Genomic DNA, 15,248 nt, shown 5'->3' with positions numbered 1-15,248 from the left:
TGACAAATCCGTTCTCCTCGTGCGACGAGGTGCCAAAAGAATCAAAGGGACGATAGAGGTTAATTTTCATAAAGCGCCCGTTTTAGAGCTAAAACAATAATTCAACATTCTCACCGGGTGGGTTGGCCAGGGTTGGCCGGCGGATTCTCGCTATCAGCCGGGTATTGTCAGGTTGTTGTGCGGTTGGCGGATATCATGTTGCATGAAGAAAGCTTCCATGTCCGCCTCACCATCGACCGATGCGTCGATCTCGCTCAAGGGTTATCGATTTCCGCCCGACATCATCAGTTACTCGGTGTGGTTGTACCGGTTGCACCATCGCTTCCCGCTGAGCCTGCGCATGGTCGATGAGGATCCCGGCTGCACGAGGTATCGAGCTGACGTATGAGACGGTGCGGGACTGGGCAACGAAGTTCGGTCTGGCGATCGCGAAGCGCATCCGGTCAACGGCGCCGTCCAGATACAGGTTAGAACAGTGATGCTGTAGACAGAGAGAGCAGTTCGCGATCGCGTAGCTCGAACAGACCAAACTGGTAGCGCGGTTCACTTCGGGCAACACTCGAAGTGCTAATTCCCGTTGGTCAGCGAAGCTTCGTCGATTTTTCGTGCAATCGAGGGAGGACAATGCTTGTGAGCCATCCATAAACGGGAAGCCGTCATCAGCTATCCGTCACCATACAGCATTTTTTATATTTCTTGCCGCTTCCACATGAACAGGAAGCATTACGGCCGATCTTCTCGCGAGCGCGCACGAGAGGCGCGGCGCGATGTACCGCGTCAAACAGGGCACCCTGCATCCGCTCAAAAGACGGATCAAGTTTGCGTGGCGTGGCCCGTTGTGTCCGGAGGCCCAGCTCAATCTCCACGTCCTCAATATCGCCCTGTACGGAAAGATCGACGCGGTTGTCGGCGAACGCAGCGCGGATCGTGTCAATCGATTCAACGGCCCGCAAGTCCAGCAGGCTGTAGACCAGCGAGGCATTCACGAAAGGGGCGTCGCCCCTAGAATTGTCGAGCTGCTTCGTCAGCAGCTCGACGCATTGCGTCTGGTGTGTTGGATGCTGTCGGACTATCGCCACGATACTTCGGCACACGCATGAGCGCGCATAGATTCCGTTGTCGCGATCAGCAAGATACCGTTCGAGCGGCTCCAATGCTTCAGGCCCCATGGCACTGAAAACCTTGGGAAACTCCTCGGACACCCATTCGTCATGTTCGTCGTCGATCCGGGCCAGCAGGCCAAGAAGTGCCGGGACGGCCTTGGTTGCCTTCAGGTGCGCGAGCATTCTCCAGGCGTGGATTGGCGCATACACTTCTGGCACTTTGGCTGTGTCGTTATAAAACTGCTGATCGCGAAGGATTGCAATCAGCAGACCAACGTGCTCTTCGGTGATTCCCAGCTCGCCATAAGATGTCCATGGGGGGGGCACGTTCGCTTGTTTCGAGAATCGCTCCGCCCAGGGTCAGCAGCTGGCTGACGGGCAACGGGTAGTCATGGTTCATAGGGTATTTCCGAGATCAACTGGGAATAAAGCATCATCAGGAAGCCATCAAGCTACGGCTGGATTTGCGCGTCAGTCAGCGGTCGCGCTAACAACACATCGCCTTTCATTCGTTCTCCTTCAGGCGCTCGCCGTTCCGGGCGCGTTTAACAATATCGAGTACCGTATTCTTGCTGATGCCTAGTTGCCGGCCGATCTCGCGATACGAGTGACCCGCAGCAACGAGCCCGAGAACTTTCGGCGCGAGCCTGTCGGCCTTGACACGCTTTCCGGACTGCCGGCCAAATACAATCCCACGCCCGCGGGCCGCCGCAGTGCCGGAATGCACGCGCTCACGTAGCAGGTCCCGCTCGAACTCGGCGAGCGCAGCCATCATCGTGGCAATCAGTTTGCCTTGAGGTGTACTGAGGTCGAATTGCAGTCCGGTCTGGGCAATCAGCGACACGCCCCACGACTGCAGGTCGTTCAACGTATGAAACAAATCAAGTGCCGAGCGCCCCCAGCGCGTGAGTTCGGTCACGAGGATCCATCGATGTCACCCGCTTGAGCGAGTGCCAGTACGGCTTTCCGATGGGCACGATCATCCTCGTGCCGGAGGCCCGTTTCTTTCCACACGCCTGCGATCGCATAACCGCGGCGCTTCGCGAAAGCCCGCAGATCCGCTTCCTGCCGCACACAGGTCTGATCGACGGTCGACACCCGGCAATACAGTGCCGCCCTTCGTCCCAATTGAACCTTCTTCACAAAACACCCTGCGAAGCCGCATGCGGCCGTGGCACAATGATGGTCCGTTTGAAGTGTACTTCAATTGGTACACCGCTGACACTGTCAGCGATCTTTCGATCCGGTCCCTCCCTGCATTGCAGCCCAGCGACACCGCCTATTCCCGTTTCAAAACCCGGCCGTCTCCCGCGGCTCCAGCGTCGCCGCTAGCTGAAGCTCTCAAGGCTACGATCGTTTTCCGACAGCAGTCACGGCTGACAGCAACTCGTCTCGTGAATTCTTATGATATTTCGCATCATCTTTTGATCTTCAATAGAAGAAAGGGTATTTCTGATATTGGGTCGATAATTAGCAGTAAAGCTCGCTAACCCGCAGCGCATCCCGTGGAAGCTGGATTTAGGGAATCCCGTCCTTCCGCGAGAGCAGGGGCGCACCGAAGCTCGATTCGTTGCTCACTGGAAATGCGCCCGCATCCCAGTCGTCAAGTTCACCATTCCAGGGAGTGCCACAATGCCTGTCTTGTCGGCAATAGCCAAACAAAACTACGCTGAGGCACTTACGGACGAACAAAGGCAATTACTGACAGGTGCACCAAATAAGGCGTGATGCGATATACGGGTATGAAACCCGCCGCCGTCAAGAAGTTTGTCGCCGAAAACGTGAAACGCTTGCGACTGATCCGTTTGCCTGGCTATTGCCCCGAACTGAACCGGGACGAACTGCTCAACCAGGACGTCAAGACGAACGCGCTGGGCAAGAGCCGACCAACTACCAAAGCCGAGATGATTGGCACGGTTCGCCGTCATCTGCATCGTCGGCAGAAGGAACCTCACGTGATTCGCAATCTGTTCAAGGAAAAACATGTCATCTACGCCGCCCGCTGGACAACGCGGTGTTTAATGCGCTTGTCAGTAAATGACAAGCAGAGGTACGGGACTACTATTGATGACGCAAATGGCCGGGCGCTCCATCTTGGAACCCTGCAATAAGCCTCCCTCTGTTTTTGCTCAGGCGCTGACGTTCGGGCGTGCCGCCGCGCTTGCAGGCGCGATAGCCTTTGCTGCTTACAGCAAGGACCGAGTACAACACCGACAAGGGATACCCCTCAGTGCCTCGGCACAGCTGGGAGAACCTTCCCGTTTATTTGTTATGCGCAAGGAGCGCTAATCATGCTGTCCAAAATATCTGGCCAAAAAGATTCCGACCTCTCGTCATTCGATGATAAGCCCGCCTCGAAATCCACCGATTCCTCAAGTCGACAGGCTGATCGAAAAATCATCAACACTCACCTCGAAGGGCGGCGTGAATTTTCGAGAGAACCGTCAGTGGCAGAAGATAAAAATATTTCAGAAATTAATCATATCGAATGAGACTTCGAACTTTTCGAATATTAAAATCACGAATCCTCGGATGGAGGCCGAGAATAAAATAGAAATTGCTCTGCGAGATTGCGCCAACGACACCGAAAAAAGCTGCGCTTCAAAAATTGTGTTTCGACTGGTTTGCGGGCTCCAATCTTTCGACAGAAATGCCTAATAGTTATCGCTTACTGTGTTGCGCGCTGCACACCCGCAAAATTTCCCCCAACAGTATCGCCGAGCTAATGACAGGACTGTACTCGCAAGCAAAAAAATCCACCAAAATAGAAACATTGCCGAGAAATTTATCACCATTTAAAATTCCTGGTGCGAAGTCAGGCGAAAAATATTAATAACACATGGCGGCGGGATACGTCATCTTGATAATTTTCTAAAGGGGAAGGGTGACGGAAAATTTATTTGGGTCACTCCGCATCATGAAAAAATCAAAGCTCCAGATCGCGACTATGCCTACGCAACTCGAACTCCCCTGCTGCACTGTGATCAGCCTGCAATTATGTCAGCAATGATTCAAAGCGATAAATTAATAGGCGTGCAAAATGCCTGCGAGGCTTTATTGCCGGTAGAATCGATAGGGGTGGTCGATGATATTAAGGTTAAGCAAATCAGCGTTTCTGAGCAGGGGATGGAGAAAATACTGCCTCTTTGGGATAAAGATCTTTCCTATAATACTCTACACAAGGAAATCCGCAGGTTTCTGTCGAAAGATGCTGCAAATGAACTTGTAGGCTGCATCGCGAATATAGCAGAAATCGACTTTATTCCAGAGAATTAAGCCATCCCAATACACACAAATTGAATAATCGAGCGCGCGGGCGTGGTTCAAGTCGCTCAGCGAATGCAAGCGGCATAATCAGCGCTCGGTTAGCGGATGCGATATTTGCGAGCAGCCTCGGTGAAACGTCGTTGCTCTCATTCACCGCGCATTGAAAATCCTTCTATCGGGCATTGAAAATCAAGCTCAGCTTCGGGACAAAGATTATGTTTTGCGAGATACCCCTCCGTGTTTTCCAATCTCCTGATCGCGTACACCTTTTTTGCAGTCCGGCAGTCGATGTCATTCAGGTCACGGCCTCTGATGAGACCGGCCAGATCTCATTCTTGAAAACGACAGGTGCAGCAGCCAGTTGTGATCTTGAATGAAGCATTCTCGCCATTGCGTCACTCGTGCATCCTTGCCTGCTACCTTCGCAGCATCTATGGGGTCGTTGGCTTCGCAACCCGGGACTCAACCTTGAAATTATCAAGCGGGAGTTGAAAAAAACACTGCCTGACGATGCTCACTTGCATGCATTTCAACGGGTTTCGCGATGACCGACCCGATCGACCAACCGACGCACACCCGAGATCGAGTCCTACACGGCGCTCGACGAAGGTCGCTTCAGCCAGTTCTTCGAGCAGGCCCAAACCGACGACCTCGCCGGGGCTTACCTCAGAGAGAGACTCGTGGGAATTTACCGTGCCGACCACGCTGGTGTGGCTGCAACCCGACAGTATGCTTCTGACGTTCGCGTGACCCGTGCTCGCCGAGAACAGCTATCTTCCGCCCGAGGAACGAGCCAAGCGTGCGAAGCGCAAGCGCGAGGAACTGATCCTCAGGGGCTTGACGCCTGATTGGTTTCTCAATCAGGAGTCCTTGTGCCTGCCGCCCGGTATGCGCGTGGCTGTGATCGGAGCCGGCTTCGCCGGACTTTCCGCCGCCTGGTATCTCGCCGAGTGCGGTGTGCGTACGACGATTTATGAGGCCAGCGGCAGCGTTGGCGGGCGCGTTCGTACGAACCGCGCGTTCGTTGCGGGAAAAGTCGTCGAAGACGGCGCCGAATTGATAGGCGAGAATCACCCGCTCTGGGGCCTACATGTCATTCGCTTCGGGCTGAAACTCAACGAGCTCACGGATGATGAAGTCTCGGGGTTGAACGTGCGAACCCGCTTTGTCGGCAATGATCTCACGAAGGCGCAGAAAGAGGCGCTGGACGCGGCCCTGCAAAAGCACTTCGCCACCATCGGCGCGGCGGGCAGCGCCATCGATGAGGTCACCCCGTGGCGATCCCCGGACGCCCGGGCTGCCGACGGTATCTCCGTGGCTGCCATGCTCGATAAGCTGCTCGGCAAGGAGCCCAGCTTGGAGCGCATGTGGTTCAACTTCACCCTATCCAATGACAACTGCGCTGATGTTTCAAAACAGAGCTACCTGAGTCTTCTGGCGTCCGTAAGCGCGGCGCGCATGGGCAGCGATGCGCCCGGAATGCTCGGCTACTGGTATTCGACCGAGACGCACCGATGCGACGGTGGGAACGACATACTGGCGAACCGGCTGACCCGGCAGTTGAAAGATCTGCGTATTAGGAACGTCGTGCAGCGCGTGCGCATCGAGGCCGCCTTTGTGCCGCAAGTGAGGATCATCTCCGCCGAGTACGACGCGGGAGGCGCCGTGCTCCAGCAGCGCACGGACGACGTCGACTACGTGGTCCTTGCTGTACCACCGACCGTCTGGAGCGTCATCAACTTCGATCCTCCCTTCGATCCTGCAGGCCGGGCGATGCAGCACGGCGCCGCCGTCAAGTTCATGTCTCGCTACAACACCCGATTCTGGGAAGCCACAAAGCTTGCGCCCACCGCAAAGTGGGATGAACTGGGTTCGGTATGGGAGGGCACCGATAGTCAGGGCCCGGCACTGCCAATCGACTTGACCGTCTTCTCGGGCGGACCATACGTGCTTCCCGCCTCTGCCTACCCCGGGCGCTTAGCCACGCTCTACCCTGCGAAGTCGCCTGACGGCACCCCAACCGCGCAGCATTTCATGGACTGGCCGAACGAGCCGTTCATAGGTACAGGCTATGCCGTCCCAGGTGTAGGTGAGGTGACAACCATCTCGCCCAATCAGATAGCGCCTCATGCGCAGCGCCTGTATTTCGCCGGTGAACAAACCTCACCGGGATTTTTTGGCTACATGGAAGGCGCCTTGCAATCCGGGGCGCGAGCGGCGAGAGACATTGTGAAAAGTGCGGCGATCAGGTACCGCTATGCATCCAGATGCAAAAGTGGGGATGGCAGATCGAGCGATGACTATTAGTTGAGGCGGATCGCGGGCTGGCCCGTTGCAGATAAGTCGCGTCCCGCTCCACCGAATTATATTCAAACATTATTAGTGTAAACGGGCCCTAACGGGATCGTCGTGCCAAAGCAAAAAAGGGAGTTCATTTTGAAACCGCCAAACTTCCCATCCTTCCCTAGCGTTCCAGCTGAAAAAAGCGTCGATCATGGTAACCAGGGCCGCCGGCCGGGCGCCCCTCAAGCTCGGACCTCCCGGGGTCCGCTGGCAGGGCTGAAAGCCCCCGCTCGTGTGCCCAAATCAAAAGGCGATGACACCCCTCCCATGGACCTGGGCAACCCGGATATTTTCAGACCTTCTGCCGGCATTTTAAAACAGCCGGTGAAGATAACCGACAACGCCCGGCGCTCCAAGATAAATGCTTATTATAAGGGCCGACCAGATCTAAAGAAGAGATCGAACATAAATCTCAATGGCAAATATCCCTGCTCTTCTACCGATACCACAAAAGCCGTCTGCGCCCATTTTTCCGGGAAGCTCATGACGCAGAAAGATCGGAAGCCGTCCCTCACCAGATTATTTGATCCTGCACTTTTGCCGGGCGAGGGGCTAGGTTACGGCACCCCGGAATATCAAGCGTTTATACGCACTGCCTCGACGCATCTTATTCGACCAGCCGAACTTGGCACGTGGATTGTTCAGTCGATGAAAAATCTTGAGCAGATGCCGCTGGATGTCGGTCAGCCGCAATGGATGCGTGCAATGGTTATAACAAACAATCACGGCATGGTGATAACACTTGAGGTCAAGAAATACGGCGACCCGCCAACCCTCAGATATGTTGTCCGACTTTTTGACCCCAACACCACGCATGAAGAATCGAGGCTGGCAACTGACAACCTAGCTGAACTTCAAAATCTACAGTTGCGCGACCTGCTCCCAGGCGACCTCTACGGATCTTATACCAAGGAAATGCCCGAGGCATTAGCTATTTCCACCACGGCAGGACAAGGATGCGCTAATTTTGAATCGAGTCAGCCTCGTTCGATCTCTGAACTATCACAGCGACTCTGGATAGGCCTTAGACAAAAAGCGACAAAAAAAGAGATTGATAGCACCCTCAGTGAGATTGATAACCGACTGCATTCGCCAGTGGCAATTAGAGAATTTTTCCAGGCATTTAAAGGACAAGGCGGCATTCCCGGGTTGTACTTTGCGTTAGAAAATGGCCATCCTGGAGCCGTCGACAGATTGCTCAAGCTGGCCAAGGCATCCGGCATCCGGGACGAAAATTTCTGGAAAGAACTGCTGCTGGCGAAGGATCCGAATGCTGTTCCCGTAATGTACTTTGCGTTAGCAAATGGCCATGCTGACGCCGTCGAAAAATTGCTCCAGCAGGCCGCGGCATCCGGCATCCGGGACGAAAGTTTCTGGAAAGAACTGCTGCTGGCGAAGGATCCGAATGGCGTTCCCGGGATGTACTTTGCGCTAGTAAATGGCCATGCTGACACCGTCGAAAAATTGCTCCAGCTGCCCACGGCATCCGGCATCCGGGACGAAAGTTTCTGGAAAGCATTGCTGCTGGCGAAGAATTCGGATGGCATTCCCGGGATGTACTTTGCGTTAGCAAATGGCCATGCTGACACCGTCGAAAAATTGCTCCAGCTGGCCACGGCATCCGGCATCCGGGACGAAAGTTTCTGGAAAGAACTGCTGCTGGCGAAGGATCCGAATGGCGTTCCCGGGATGTACTTTGCGCTAGTAAATGGCCATGCTGACGCCGTCGAAAAATTGCTCCAGCTGGCCAAGGCATCAGGCATCCGGGACGAAAGTCTCTGGAAAGAACTGCTGCTGGCGAAGAATTCGAATGGCGTTCCCGGGATGTGCTTTGCGTTAGTAGATGGCCATGCTGACGCCGTCGAAAAATTGCTCCAGCTGGCCGCGGCATCCGGCATCCGGCATCCGGGACGAAAGTTTCTGGAGAAAACTGGTCCTGGCCAAATCCAGCACTGGTCTTTCCGGATGGCAGGTGATAAACCCTATCACGAATGGCCGACTTTTAAAGGCACTTAATTCTGCTATAGGCCGTATATTGGGAAACGAAAAAGCAAATCGATTTAGTGAGGAAGTTGTCTTTCTTCAAGAACCCGAGGTAATACAAATAGCTAATACCTTTTCGAGCGGCGATCTCGCCCCGATCATCAAATTTGCGAAGAAGGCCGACGGAAAAATTACTGAAAAATCGTTTTGGAAAGACCTTTTATTGGAAGGAGCTAAACGAATACAGCCGCAATTGCTTGCGCAAAAGGATGATGCCATTGTTGACTACATCAATCTTGTCAATGACAAAACAAGAGACTGGTCGTCAGATGAAAAGGCTGCACTACTAAAGCAGATTCACCTGGTCCAGGGGCAGCGTTCAGTGTGGACATTTGGTTTTTTAAAAAATAGCCCCGAATACAAGGAATTTAAAAAACGCGACGCCTATTCCGGATTCAAAAAAATGAAAACGATGCTCCATGGGTGAATGATTCAGATCGGCTTTGTTCGGCAGGGCAGGTAGTAAATGGCGTCGGAAATTTTGTTCGAGATCTGGAATAATCCATGCCATCGAGTGCGACCCCATTCGTTGGACTGCCCTTCAACGAACGACTGAAATCCGGGCGAGCTGCGCAAGCGGCCCAAACCGCGCTACGCGCCACAGAGTGATCAGGTTTTGTCGCGATACGGATCGCGGCCCGAGCAAAGTTCAATCTCTTTGGATCGGATTCCCCGCCGCTTACGGCGTAGAAGTAGACTTTGTGGATGAGCGAATATATTCACAAAAGCCACAACGTCACGGCGCTGCTGTGTCACCTCGTGTTTCCGGCGAAGTATCGGCCATCATGGGACGTTCTGGCTCAGGGAAATCGACGATGCTCAATATATTAGGGTGTCTGGATCGGCCAACGGCGGGTCAATATTGTATTGATGGACTTTCGATCAAAAGCGCAGAACAGCAATCATTGCAGTCAGTTCATCGTATGCGTGAGCGGCTTGTTCACGAGCGAACAGCGAAGTCAAACCAGATACGGAGCATGTTTGCCGAAGAGGGCTTCATCTTCCCCGGGATTGGACCGCTCGTGGCGACTGCGTTGTTCAGCGGGGTCGGCGACCCACTGCAGTTCAAGAACGGACGGCAGTTCGCAGCATGGTTGGGGCTGACGCCGACGCAGCGATCGAGTGGCGGCAAGTCAAAGCTGGGTGGCATTACAAAACACGGCGACACCTATCTCCGCACCCTTCTCGTTCAGGGAGCGCGGGCAGTGATGCGCTTCGTCGGGCGTCGAGATGACCGGCACAGTTGCTGGATCATGTCCCTCTGGCGCCCGGATGAGGGGCGCTATATCCGAAAGCGGGGGTAACGCCTCGCTGGCCGGAGAGAGATGGAAGGTATGGAGATGCCTACACTACACGGGCACGAAGGCGAAAGCCGGATACGTCTTGCGATCGTAGAGCTTCGCGAATGCCACCTTCGAGTAGGTGTCAACAAAGGTCTGCTGATAGATACGGCCCACCCACCCCCTTTTAAGCGATCCAACGTAGAAGGTGTCCTGCGCTCCACAGTAGCCCGGACATTCGGACTCGAATTCACCGTCGTTTCGGCGATACGTGCGTTACCGGAGAGCCGTACGCCTGCGCGTTTTGCTTGATTCTCTGGATTGCGTTTGTAGCCTGTTGCAATACAGGCTACAATATTGCGCATGATCAAAACCTTCCGACCTAAAGGGCTCGAACGGTTTTTTCTGAAGGGCAGCAAGGCCGGAATCCAACCCCACCACGCGACGCGTCTTCGTATCCAGCTAACTGCCCTGAACTCAGCCACAAAGCCGGACGACATGAACGTTCCGGGCTGGAAATTGCATTCGCTGGAAGACGATCTGAAAGGGCATTGGTCGATTTGGGTCAACGGAAACTGGCGGTTGACCTTCACGTTCGAAAGCACGGATGCGATCCTGGTCGATTACCAGGACTATCATTGAGGTGATTGTTATGACGATGATGCACAATCCGGCGCATCCGGGTGAGGTGTTGCGGGAATGGATCCCCGAAGACATGACGGTGGGGCAGGCGGCGGAGGCGTTGCAGATCAATCGCGTCACGCTGTCTAACGTGCTGAACGGTAAGTCTGGCGTGACGGCCAGTTTCGCGCTTAGGCTTGCTGCATGGCTGGGCACGTCGCCCGAGATGTGGGTCGGCATGCAAGCGCAATGGGATTTGTGGCAGGCGCAGCAGCAGCCTACCCCGAAGATCAAACCGCTTCCTCGGCACGCTGCTTGATTCGTCGAACGAGTATGGCGAAGCGCCAAGTATGAGGAGGTGTACTTGAAGGCATATGAGTCGGTCAGCCACGCCCGGCGCTCAATCGGCGATTACATCAATCTGTACAAGTGCGTTTCATACTGCCCAATCTCGCTATGTTGTTGATAAATCTAGAGAGCCCTGTTGCGTCGTTGGTATTGTGGGGTGTCCGCGCCGTGCGTGCACCCGCGTAACGAGTTCGGAGACGGCTTCCCCGCCCAATGAATTGCGATTGAAGATCCACGGACCATTGGGCAACGGATGTTCACCTACGATCTCGTTGCGCTATTTCAACATCGAGATCAACGTCAAGCCCAGGGTTTCCGCGCGAAGCCCCTTGTCAGCTAGAAGCTTTCTTCATGCAATATTATATCCACCCACCGCGCAACAACCTGACAATACCTACCAAGTCACGTCGGCTTGGCAATCTCCCATCCGAACAAAGCCTCCGTTTACACGGAACAACTATAACATCTTTTTAACCACGGAAAATACTCAATGAAAGTATTTGGCGAAATACATTATTCCAAACATTCTGAGGGTGAGCGAAAACCAAATTCGCAATCATTTTTGCGATTAAAAAGACCGCTGCAATCCGACGTATTTTCCATGCTCTCAAACGAGATTCGTGAAAGTGCTATCAGAAATCGAGAACTCCAGCGTGCCTCAGCCCTTCCATTCGATTATGTAAGCTGGAAAACGCAAATAGTCGGAGAAGAATTAGCGAAAAATCATTTCCACTCAGCAAAATCATTCGATATCAAGAAAAAAATACAAATCACAAAGAATTTGACCTCGTTTCTTAAGAAACCAGATGGATACAAAAAAATAATGGACCATTAAATAAAATTAATCCATATAATTTGCGTTCTGGGATGCAAAGAATAGCCGATGAAGCGATTGCCGGATTGAGCGAGTCTAGTCAAAACATTCTCGATAATAAATCTTTGCATTTGGCACTCCGGCGTGCTACATCGGCACTAGATCTGCCGGAGCAACATAAATCGATTATTTCGCTCGCCGCCAATATAAATGGATTGCCAGAAAATTCACGTACAAACGCCATCTCAAAGCTATTAGAAATGATCGGCCTCCTACCTTCTAACGCCATAAAGGCACAAGCATTGGAAAATTTGGCCATCTCCGTTGACAATCTTCCCCCAGAGAGCGTGCCATTTTTTAACAAGGCCGTGATAAATAAAATCAGAATGCTCCCTGTGAATCTTCAGGATGAGGCACTGACCTATGCGACACGCACCACATCGTTTATTGTGGATCCGGAAAAAAATAATCTTGAGTTAATATTTAATACTATCTCTGCCTCTCCGTCTTCTTACCGGCGTTGTCTCACGAGATTTGTTCGATATGAAGCGCGTGAGAGTAATACGAGATTTTCCGTGCATCTAATGAATGTCATTTTGTCCCTGCCCGATCATCTGGGCGCTGATGTGCTAGAAGAATGGGTGCGTGCAACGCTTTGTTCAACTCCTGACGCAGCGGGAGTTGATGAACGCATTGGAATTGTTTGCGAAAATATGCACAAAATTTCTCCTGAAATGAGAAACCGATTGATTCGCCGAATCGAATCTGATAATGAAAATTACCCCTCGATTTCAAAGAATAAAGCGAAGGAGCTGCATGAATATTTGATTAAGGCGACGGTCGATGATTTCATGTCGGTTTGAGTGATTTGAAACGTATGTCAGGTTGTTGCGCGGTCGGCGAATAATTACGCGCACGCGCACGGAACGGTGTTCGCTAATTCGGCAGCACGCTGATCGGTTGAGTTGTTGATGCTCGTGGCGATTGCAGCGGAGGACTTGAACTAGCGAGCCCATCTGTGGGCCAGCATCGGCTTTGATCGTCTCCGCAAAATATTCGAAAGCGATAGATTTAGCACACCGAACATGGAATCGCCTGTAGGCGAGGGCATACACAGCCGCTTCTAGCAGTCTTAATGGACGTGCGGGCCGACGCACAATAGTCGGCGCGTGTCCACTGCGTCAGCTCACGCTTCGCTCGACTTGCCGCTTAGGAACGGGTGAGAAATAACTTCCCGAAAAGGACTTGGCGGGTGCAAAGCGACGCTGGTAAGATGCGGTCCTTCAGGAGGACAGACGATGCAGGCTGGTTATCGGGCTGAGGTTGAAATACGGATGAAAGCTGTTCTACGCGCAGTTGTCGGAGAGGGTCCGACGTCGGTATGCGGCCGTGGAGGCGGACAAGCTGGGCCACGCGGTTTCGAATATATTGCGAAACTGTTTGAATTGACCCGAAAACAATTAGGCAAGGGTTGAAGAACCTGGAAGAAGAACTGGATCGGCTGGAGACCGGGTCCGAAAAAAAAGGGGCGTAAATCCAGGTTAACGGATCATCCGGAGTGGAACGCGGTATTCTGGACGTGGTGCGAGAGCATACGGCGGGTAATCCACAATACGGCGTCATCTGGACAGATCTGCAGCCCCGCGAAATCGCACAGGCGATGACGCAACAGGTGGACGCACGGGTGAGCATGCGAACGGTCCGGCAGCTGCTAAAACGCAACGGTTTTTCCCCGGCGGCAATCACAGAATGCCTTGCATTGCCACGAGAACTAAGCTGCCTCTCTTCATTCAACGTTCCAATCTCCGACCTGCTCAATGAAGTCAAGCATTTCACCCTCGTCTACACCGTCAGCAACGATCCGTGACTGCCGCAAGCATTCTTCTACAAACCCTGGCGTGCGCGTGTCAGGAACCCAAATCTGGATCGGCCGAAGACCCGCGTTTCGAAGTCCCTGCCTATAGTTTCTAACACGCTCGGCCACCGTGTTATCAGCCATCTCGCAACCCCCCTTACCGTAACAACATGTTACGTCAGCATAGCCGTTACATTACGCGTCAAGCCCTCCATATTTACATAATCCAACTATTAGCAAATTTACAACATCATAGTCCTATTTTTCTAGAATTTGCCGAATCCTTTTTTGCACAACGGGAATTCATGTGGACCACGCGATCACGCAACGCGATCACGCGAGAAGTACGCCACGCCCGAGTGCATAGCGGCGAACAGCAAAGACGATTAACAGATAAGCGAGGAATGTGGATTCCTCGAGAAGGTGTCGAACTATGAGGTCTGTGAAGAGTATGCCGCGATGGAATGCCGTGCCGAGCGATACGACGCGCGAGATGGCCTGCTCCCGAGCGAAAGTTCAGATTTTTGGCGGTCCTTCGTAGGGACGGTCGAAGCGAATATGCTCGGCACCGTTCATATCGGGGTTGCCGTTCCTGAACTCATTCCAGACGGACTCCGCGGTTCGGTTGGGCCACAGATGGTTGATGAGGTGAACGTGTGGCCCACCTTTGAAGTGGTTTTCGTATTGCCACAGGTCACGGTTATCGAAGTAGAAGAATTGCCAATTTGAATGATCCGGCAAATAGAAAATGTGCCCCACGAGATATCGGCGCTCGCCGAGAAGCTGATACCACTTTCGCATTGCCTTGGTTTGCGTTTCGGTCAGCGGGCCGTTGTTGACGTCTCCGATCTTCTTTGCGTCTTCGTCAGTCTACTGCCAGTTTGGCATAAAATCTCTATGCGAAATCTGGTGTACCCACGGACGCAGTACGCCTGACTCACACGCCGTTATGAAATCAGCGAACGCGGTCTGCGTTATCAGTGCCTTCTTGCAGATCTTTTTCACGTCGCTGAGTTTTTTTGCGTTTACAAGGTCCTCAAGAGTGCCGAGTTCTTGCTCGCCATTCACGGTCGCGGTTCGACGATCGAGAGCGTCAGTCCACTTCTCGGCGATCCGCTCCCGTTCTCCTAAGAGCCGCAGCACTTCTTGTATTTGCGCCCCGAACCGCAGGGACAGGGGCTGTTGCGCTCCACCTTGGTGGACTGCATGGGTAACGGTGGATTAAGCGCATTCTCAAGGTCAGAAATGTCCTCTGGACCTTCAAAGCCAATGATGTAGTGCCAGCCGTTCTGCTGGCATACCTGCGCCACATAGTGAGCACGATCTTCTGACGTCACTCGGACAATGATCGGTCGCTGTTCTGAACCAATCTTTGGCATGTTCGATCCTGTGATTGTGATTAAGGGGTGGGATTAAATCTGACGCCCTGACGCCCGTTTCGTGCAGCATATAAGCTTGTACGATTGGTTAAAAACCTCCCCCGTGCATTTTTCTGCCTGCTGTTCTTTGGTAGATTGATTTAGTAGTACTATGCAAGTTAGTCAATACAAAAGCTCAAAGATTAACGATGACGC

At 53.0% G+C, this 15,248-nt stretch carries 17 protein-coding genes and 5 pseudogenes; 16 read left to right on the top strand and 6 right to left on the bottom strand.

The features are described 5' to 3' along the window. Window positions 1-202 precede the first annotated feature (202 nt). A pseudogene (locus AWB78_RS47915) lies at window positions 203-461 on the top strand (IS6 family transposase); the annotation flags it as partial. 198 nt (window positions 462-659) lie between these two features. On the opposite strand, the gene AWB78_RS48845 reads toward AWB78_RS47915, so the two are convergent. From AWB78_RS48845 to AWB78_RS49460, 3 genes are all read right to left on the bottom strand, one after another. Next, window positions 660-1,430, bottom strand: coding sequence for a DUF1186 domain-containing protein (locus tag AWB78_RS48845; RefSeq protein ID WP_062612092.1), 771 nt, complete (start codon window positions 1,428-1,430; stop codon window positions 660-662). A gap of 178 nt (window positions 1,431-1,608) precedes the next feature. After that, window positions 1,609-2,022 (bottom strand): recombinase family protein, encoded by a 414-nt coding sequence (locus tag AWB78_RS49465; RefSeq protein WP_269768969.1) that lies wholly within the window; start codon window positions 2,020-2,022, stop codon window positions 1,609-1,611. Then, the gene (locus AWB78_RS49460; RefSeq protein WP_269768968.1) at window positions 2,019-2,246 is read right to left on the bottom strand and encodes a recombinase family protein; all 228 of its coding nucleotides are present in this window, start codon (window positions 2,244-2,246) and stop codon (window positions 2,019-2,021) included. Before AWB78_RS49460 ends, AWB78_RS49465 begins: the two co-directional genes overlap by 4 nt. Window positions 2,247-2,845: 599 nt before the next feature. On the opposite strand from AWB78_RS49460, the gene AWB78_RS38840 reads away from it, so the two are divergent. The 9 genes and pseudogenes from AWB78_RS38840 to AWB78_RS48825 form a co-directional block, all read left to right on the top strand. Next, window positions 2,846-3,214 carry a transposase gene (locus AWB78_RS38840; RefSeq protein WP_062612090.1) on the top strand — a complete coding sequence of 123 codons (369 nt, stop codon included), beginning with the start codon at window positions 2,846-2,848 and terminating at the stop codon, window positions 3,212-3,214. Window positions 3,215-3,394: 180 nt separating this feature from the next. Next, window positions 3,395-3,595, top strand: a complete 201-nt coding sequence (locus AWB78_RS47125) for a hypothetical protein (protein WP_157697785.1) — start codon at window positions 3,395-3,397, stop codon at window positions 3,593-3,595. A 514-nt stretch (window positions 3,596-4,109) separates the two neighbouring features. Next, entirely contained in the window at window positions 4,110-4,379 is a 270-nt protein-coding gene (locus tag AWB78_RS38835) for a hypothetical protein (protein WP_157697784.1), read from the top strand. A 744-nt stretch (window positions 4,380-5,123) separates the two neighbouring features. Beyond that, window positions 5,124-6,677: a flavin monoamine oxidase family protein gene (locus AWB78_RS38830; RefSeq protein ID WP_062612086.1), complete on the top strand. Its 1,554-nt coding sequence runs from the start codon at window positions 5,124-5,126 to the stop codon at window positions 6,675-6,677. Window positions 6,678-6,779: 102 nt separating this feature from the next. Beyond that, the gene (locus AWB78_RS38825; protein WP_157697783.1) at window positions 6,780-8,729 is read left to right on the top strand and encodes a ShET2/EspL2 family type III secretion system effector toxin; all 1,950 of its coding nucleotides are present in this window, start codon (window positions 6,780-6,782) and stop codon (window positions 8,727-8,729) included. A gap of 19 nt (window positions 8,730-8,748) precedes the next feature. Further along, window positions 8,749-9,183 (top strand): hypothetical protein, encoded by a 435-nt coding sequence (locus AWB78_RS38820; RefSeq protein ID WP_062612083.1) that lies wholly within the window; start codon window positions 8,749-8,751, stop codon window positions 9,181-9,183. A gap of 278 nt (window positions 9,184-9,461) precedes the next feature. Further along, a pseudogene (locus AWB78_RS46025) lies at window positions 9,462-9,536 on the top strand (IS200/IS605 family transposase); the annotation flags it as partial. A 5-nt stretch (window positions 9,537-9,541) separates the two neighbouring features. Continuing rightward, window positions 9,542-9,616: pseudogene (locus tag AWB78_RS50190) on the top strand (hypothetical protein); the annotation flags it as partial. 15 nt (window positions 9,617-9,631) lie between these two features. Next, a pseudogene (locus AWB78_RS48825) lies at window positions 9,632-10,018 on the top strand (transposase); the annotation flags it as partial. 117 nt (window positions 10,019-10,135) lie between these two features. Here the strand turns inward: AWB78_RS48825 and AWB78_RS46020 are convergent. Beyond that, window positions 10,136-10,291 (bottom strand): annotated as a pseudogene (locus AWB78_RS46020) (IS481 family transposase); the annotation flags it as partial. A 108-nt stretch (window positions 10,292-10,399) separates the two neighbouring features. On the opposite strand from AWB78_RS46020, the gene AWB78_RS38810 reads away from it, so the two are divergent. The 5 genes from AWB78_RS38810 to AWB78_RS47110 all read left to right on the top strand — a co-directional run bounded on the left by AWB78_RS38810 (window position 10,400) and on the right by AWB78_RS47110 (window position 13,686). After that, a complete protein-coding gene (locus tag AWB78_RS38810; protein WP_062612079.1) occupies window positions 10,400-10,678 on the top strand; it encodes a type II toxin-antitoxin system RelE/ParE family toxin in 279 nt (92 codons plus the stop codon). 10 nt (window positions 10,679-10,688) lie between these two features. Next, entirely contained in the window at window positions 10,689-10,976 is a 288-nt protein-coding gene (locus AWB78_RS38805; protein WP_062612077.1) for a HigA family addiction module antitoxin, read from the top strand. A gap of 519 nt (window positions 10,977-11,495) precedes the next feature. After that, a complete protein-coding gene (locus AWB78_RS47120; RefSeq protein ID WP_157697780.1) occupies window positions 11,496-11,840 on the top strand; it encodes a hypothetical protein in 345 nt (114 codons plus the stop codon). A 32-nt stretch (window positions 11,841-11,872) separates the two neighbouring features. Beyond that, on the top strand, window positions 11,873-12,682 hold the full coding sequence (locus AWB78_RS47115) for a hypothetical protein (protein ID WP_157697779.1): 810 nt from the start codon (window positions 11,873-11,875) through the stop codon (window positions 12,680-12,682). A gap of 695 nt (window positions 12,683-13,377) precedes the next feature. Beyond that, window positions 13,378-13,686 (top strand): ISAzo13-like element transposase-related protein, encoded by a 309-nt coding sequence (locus AWB78_RS47110; RefSeq protein WP_062612075.1) that lies wholly within the window; start codon window positions 13,378-13,380, stop codon window positions 13,684-13,686. Here the strand turns inward: AWB78_RS47110 and AWB78_RS44395 are convergent. Beyond that, complete coding sequence (locus AWB78_RS44395; protein ID WP_074173658.1) at window positions 13,606-13,818, bottom strand: antitoxin MazE family protein; 213 nt, start codon at window positions 13,816-13,818, stop codon at window positions 13,606-13,608. The genes AWB78_RS47110 and AWB78_RS44395 overlap by 81 nt on opposite strands. Before the next feature lie 279 nt (window positions 13,819-14,097). Between AWB78_RS44395 and AWB78_RS47105 the strand changes: the two genes are divergently transcribed. Then, window positions 14,098-14,403, top strand: a complete 306-nt coding sequence (locus AWB78_RS47105; RefSeq protein WP_157697778.1) for a hypothetical protein — start codon at window positions 14,098-14,100, stop codon at window positions 14,401-14,403. A 398-nt stretch (window positions 14,404-14,801) separates the two neighbouring features. Here AWB78_RS47105 and AWB78_RS44390 read toward each other — a convergent pair whose 3' ends face one another. Further along, entirely contained in the window at window positions 14,802-15,053 is a 252-nt protein-coding gene (locus AWB78_RS44390; RefSeq protein WP_074173657.1) for a PBPRA1643 family SWIM/SEC-C metal-binding motif protein, read from the bottom strand. Between the last annotated feature and the right edge of the window lie 195 nt (window positions 15,054-15,248).

Source organism: Caballeronia calidae (genome assembly GCF_900044055.2).
Taxonomy (GTDB): domain Bacteria; phylum Pseudomonadota; class Gammaproteobacteria; order Burkholderiales; family Burkholderiaceae; genus Caballeronia; species Caballeronia calidae.
Note: the sequence above shows the minus strand (reverse complement) of the source record. Positions and strands in the feature narration are given on the sequence as shown.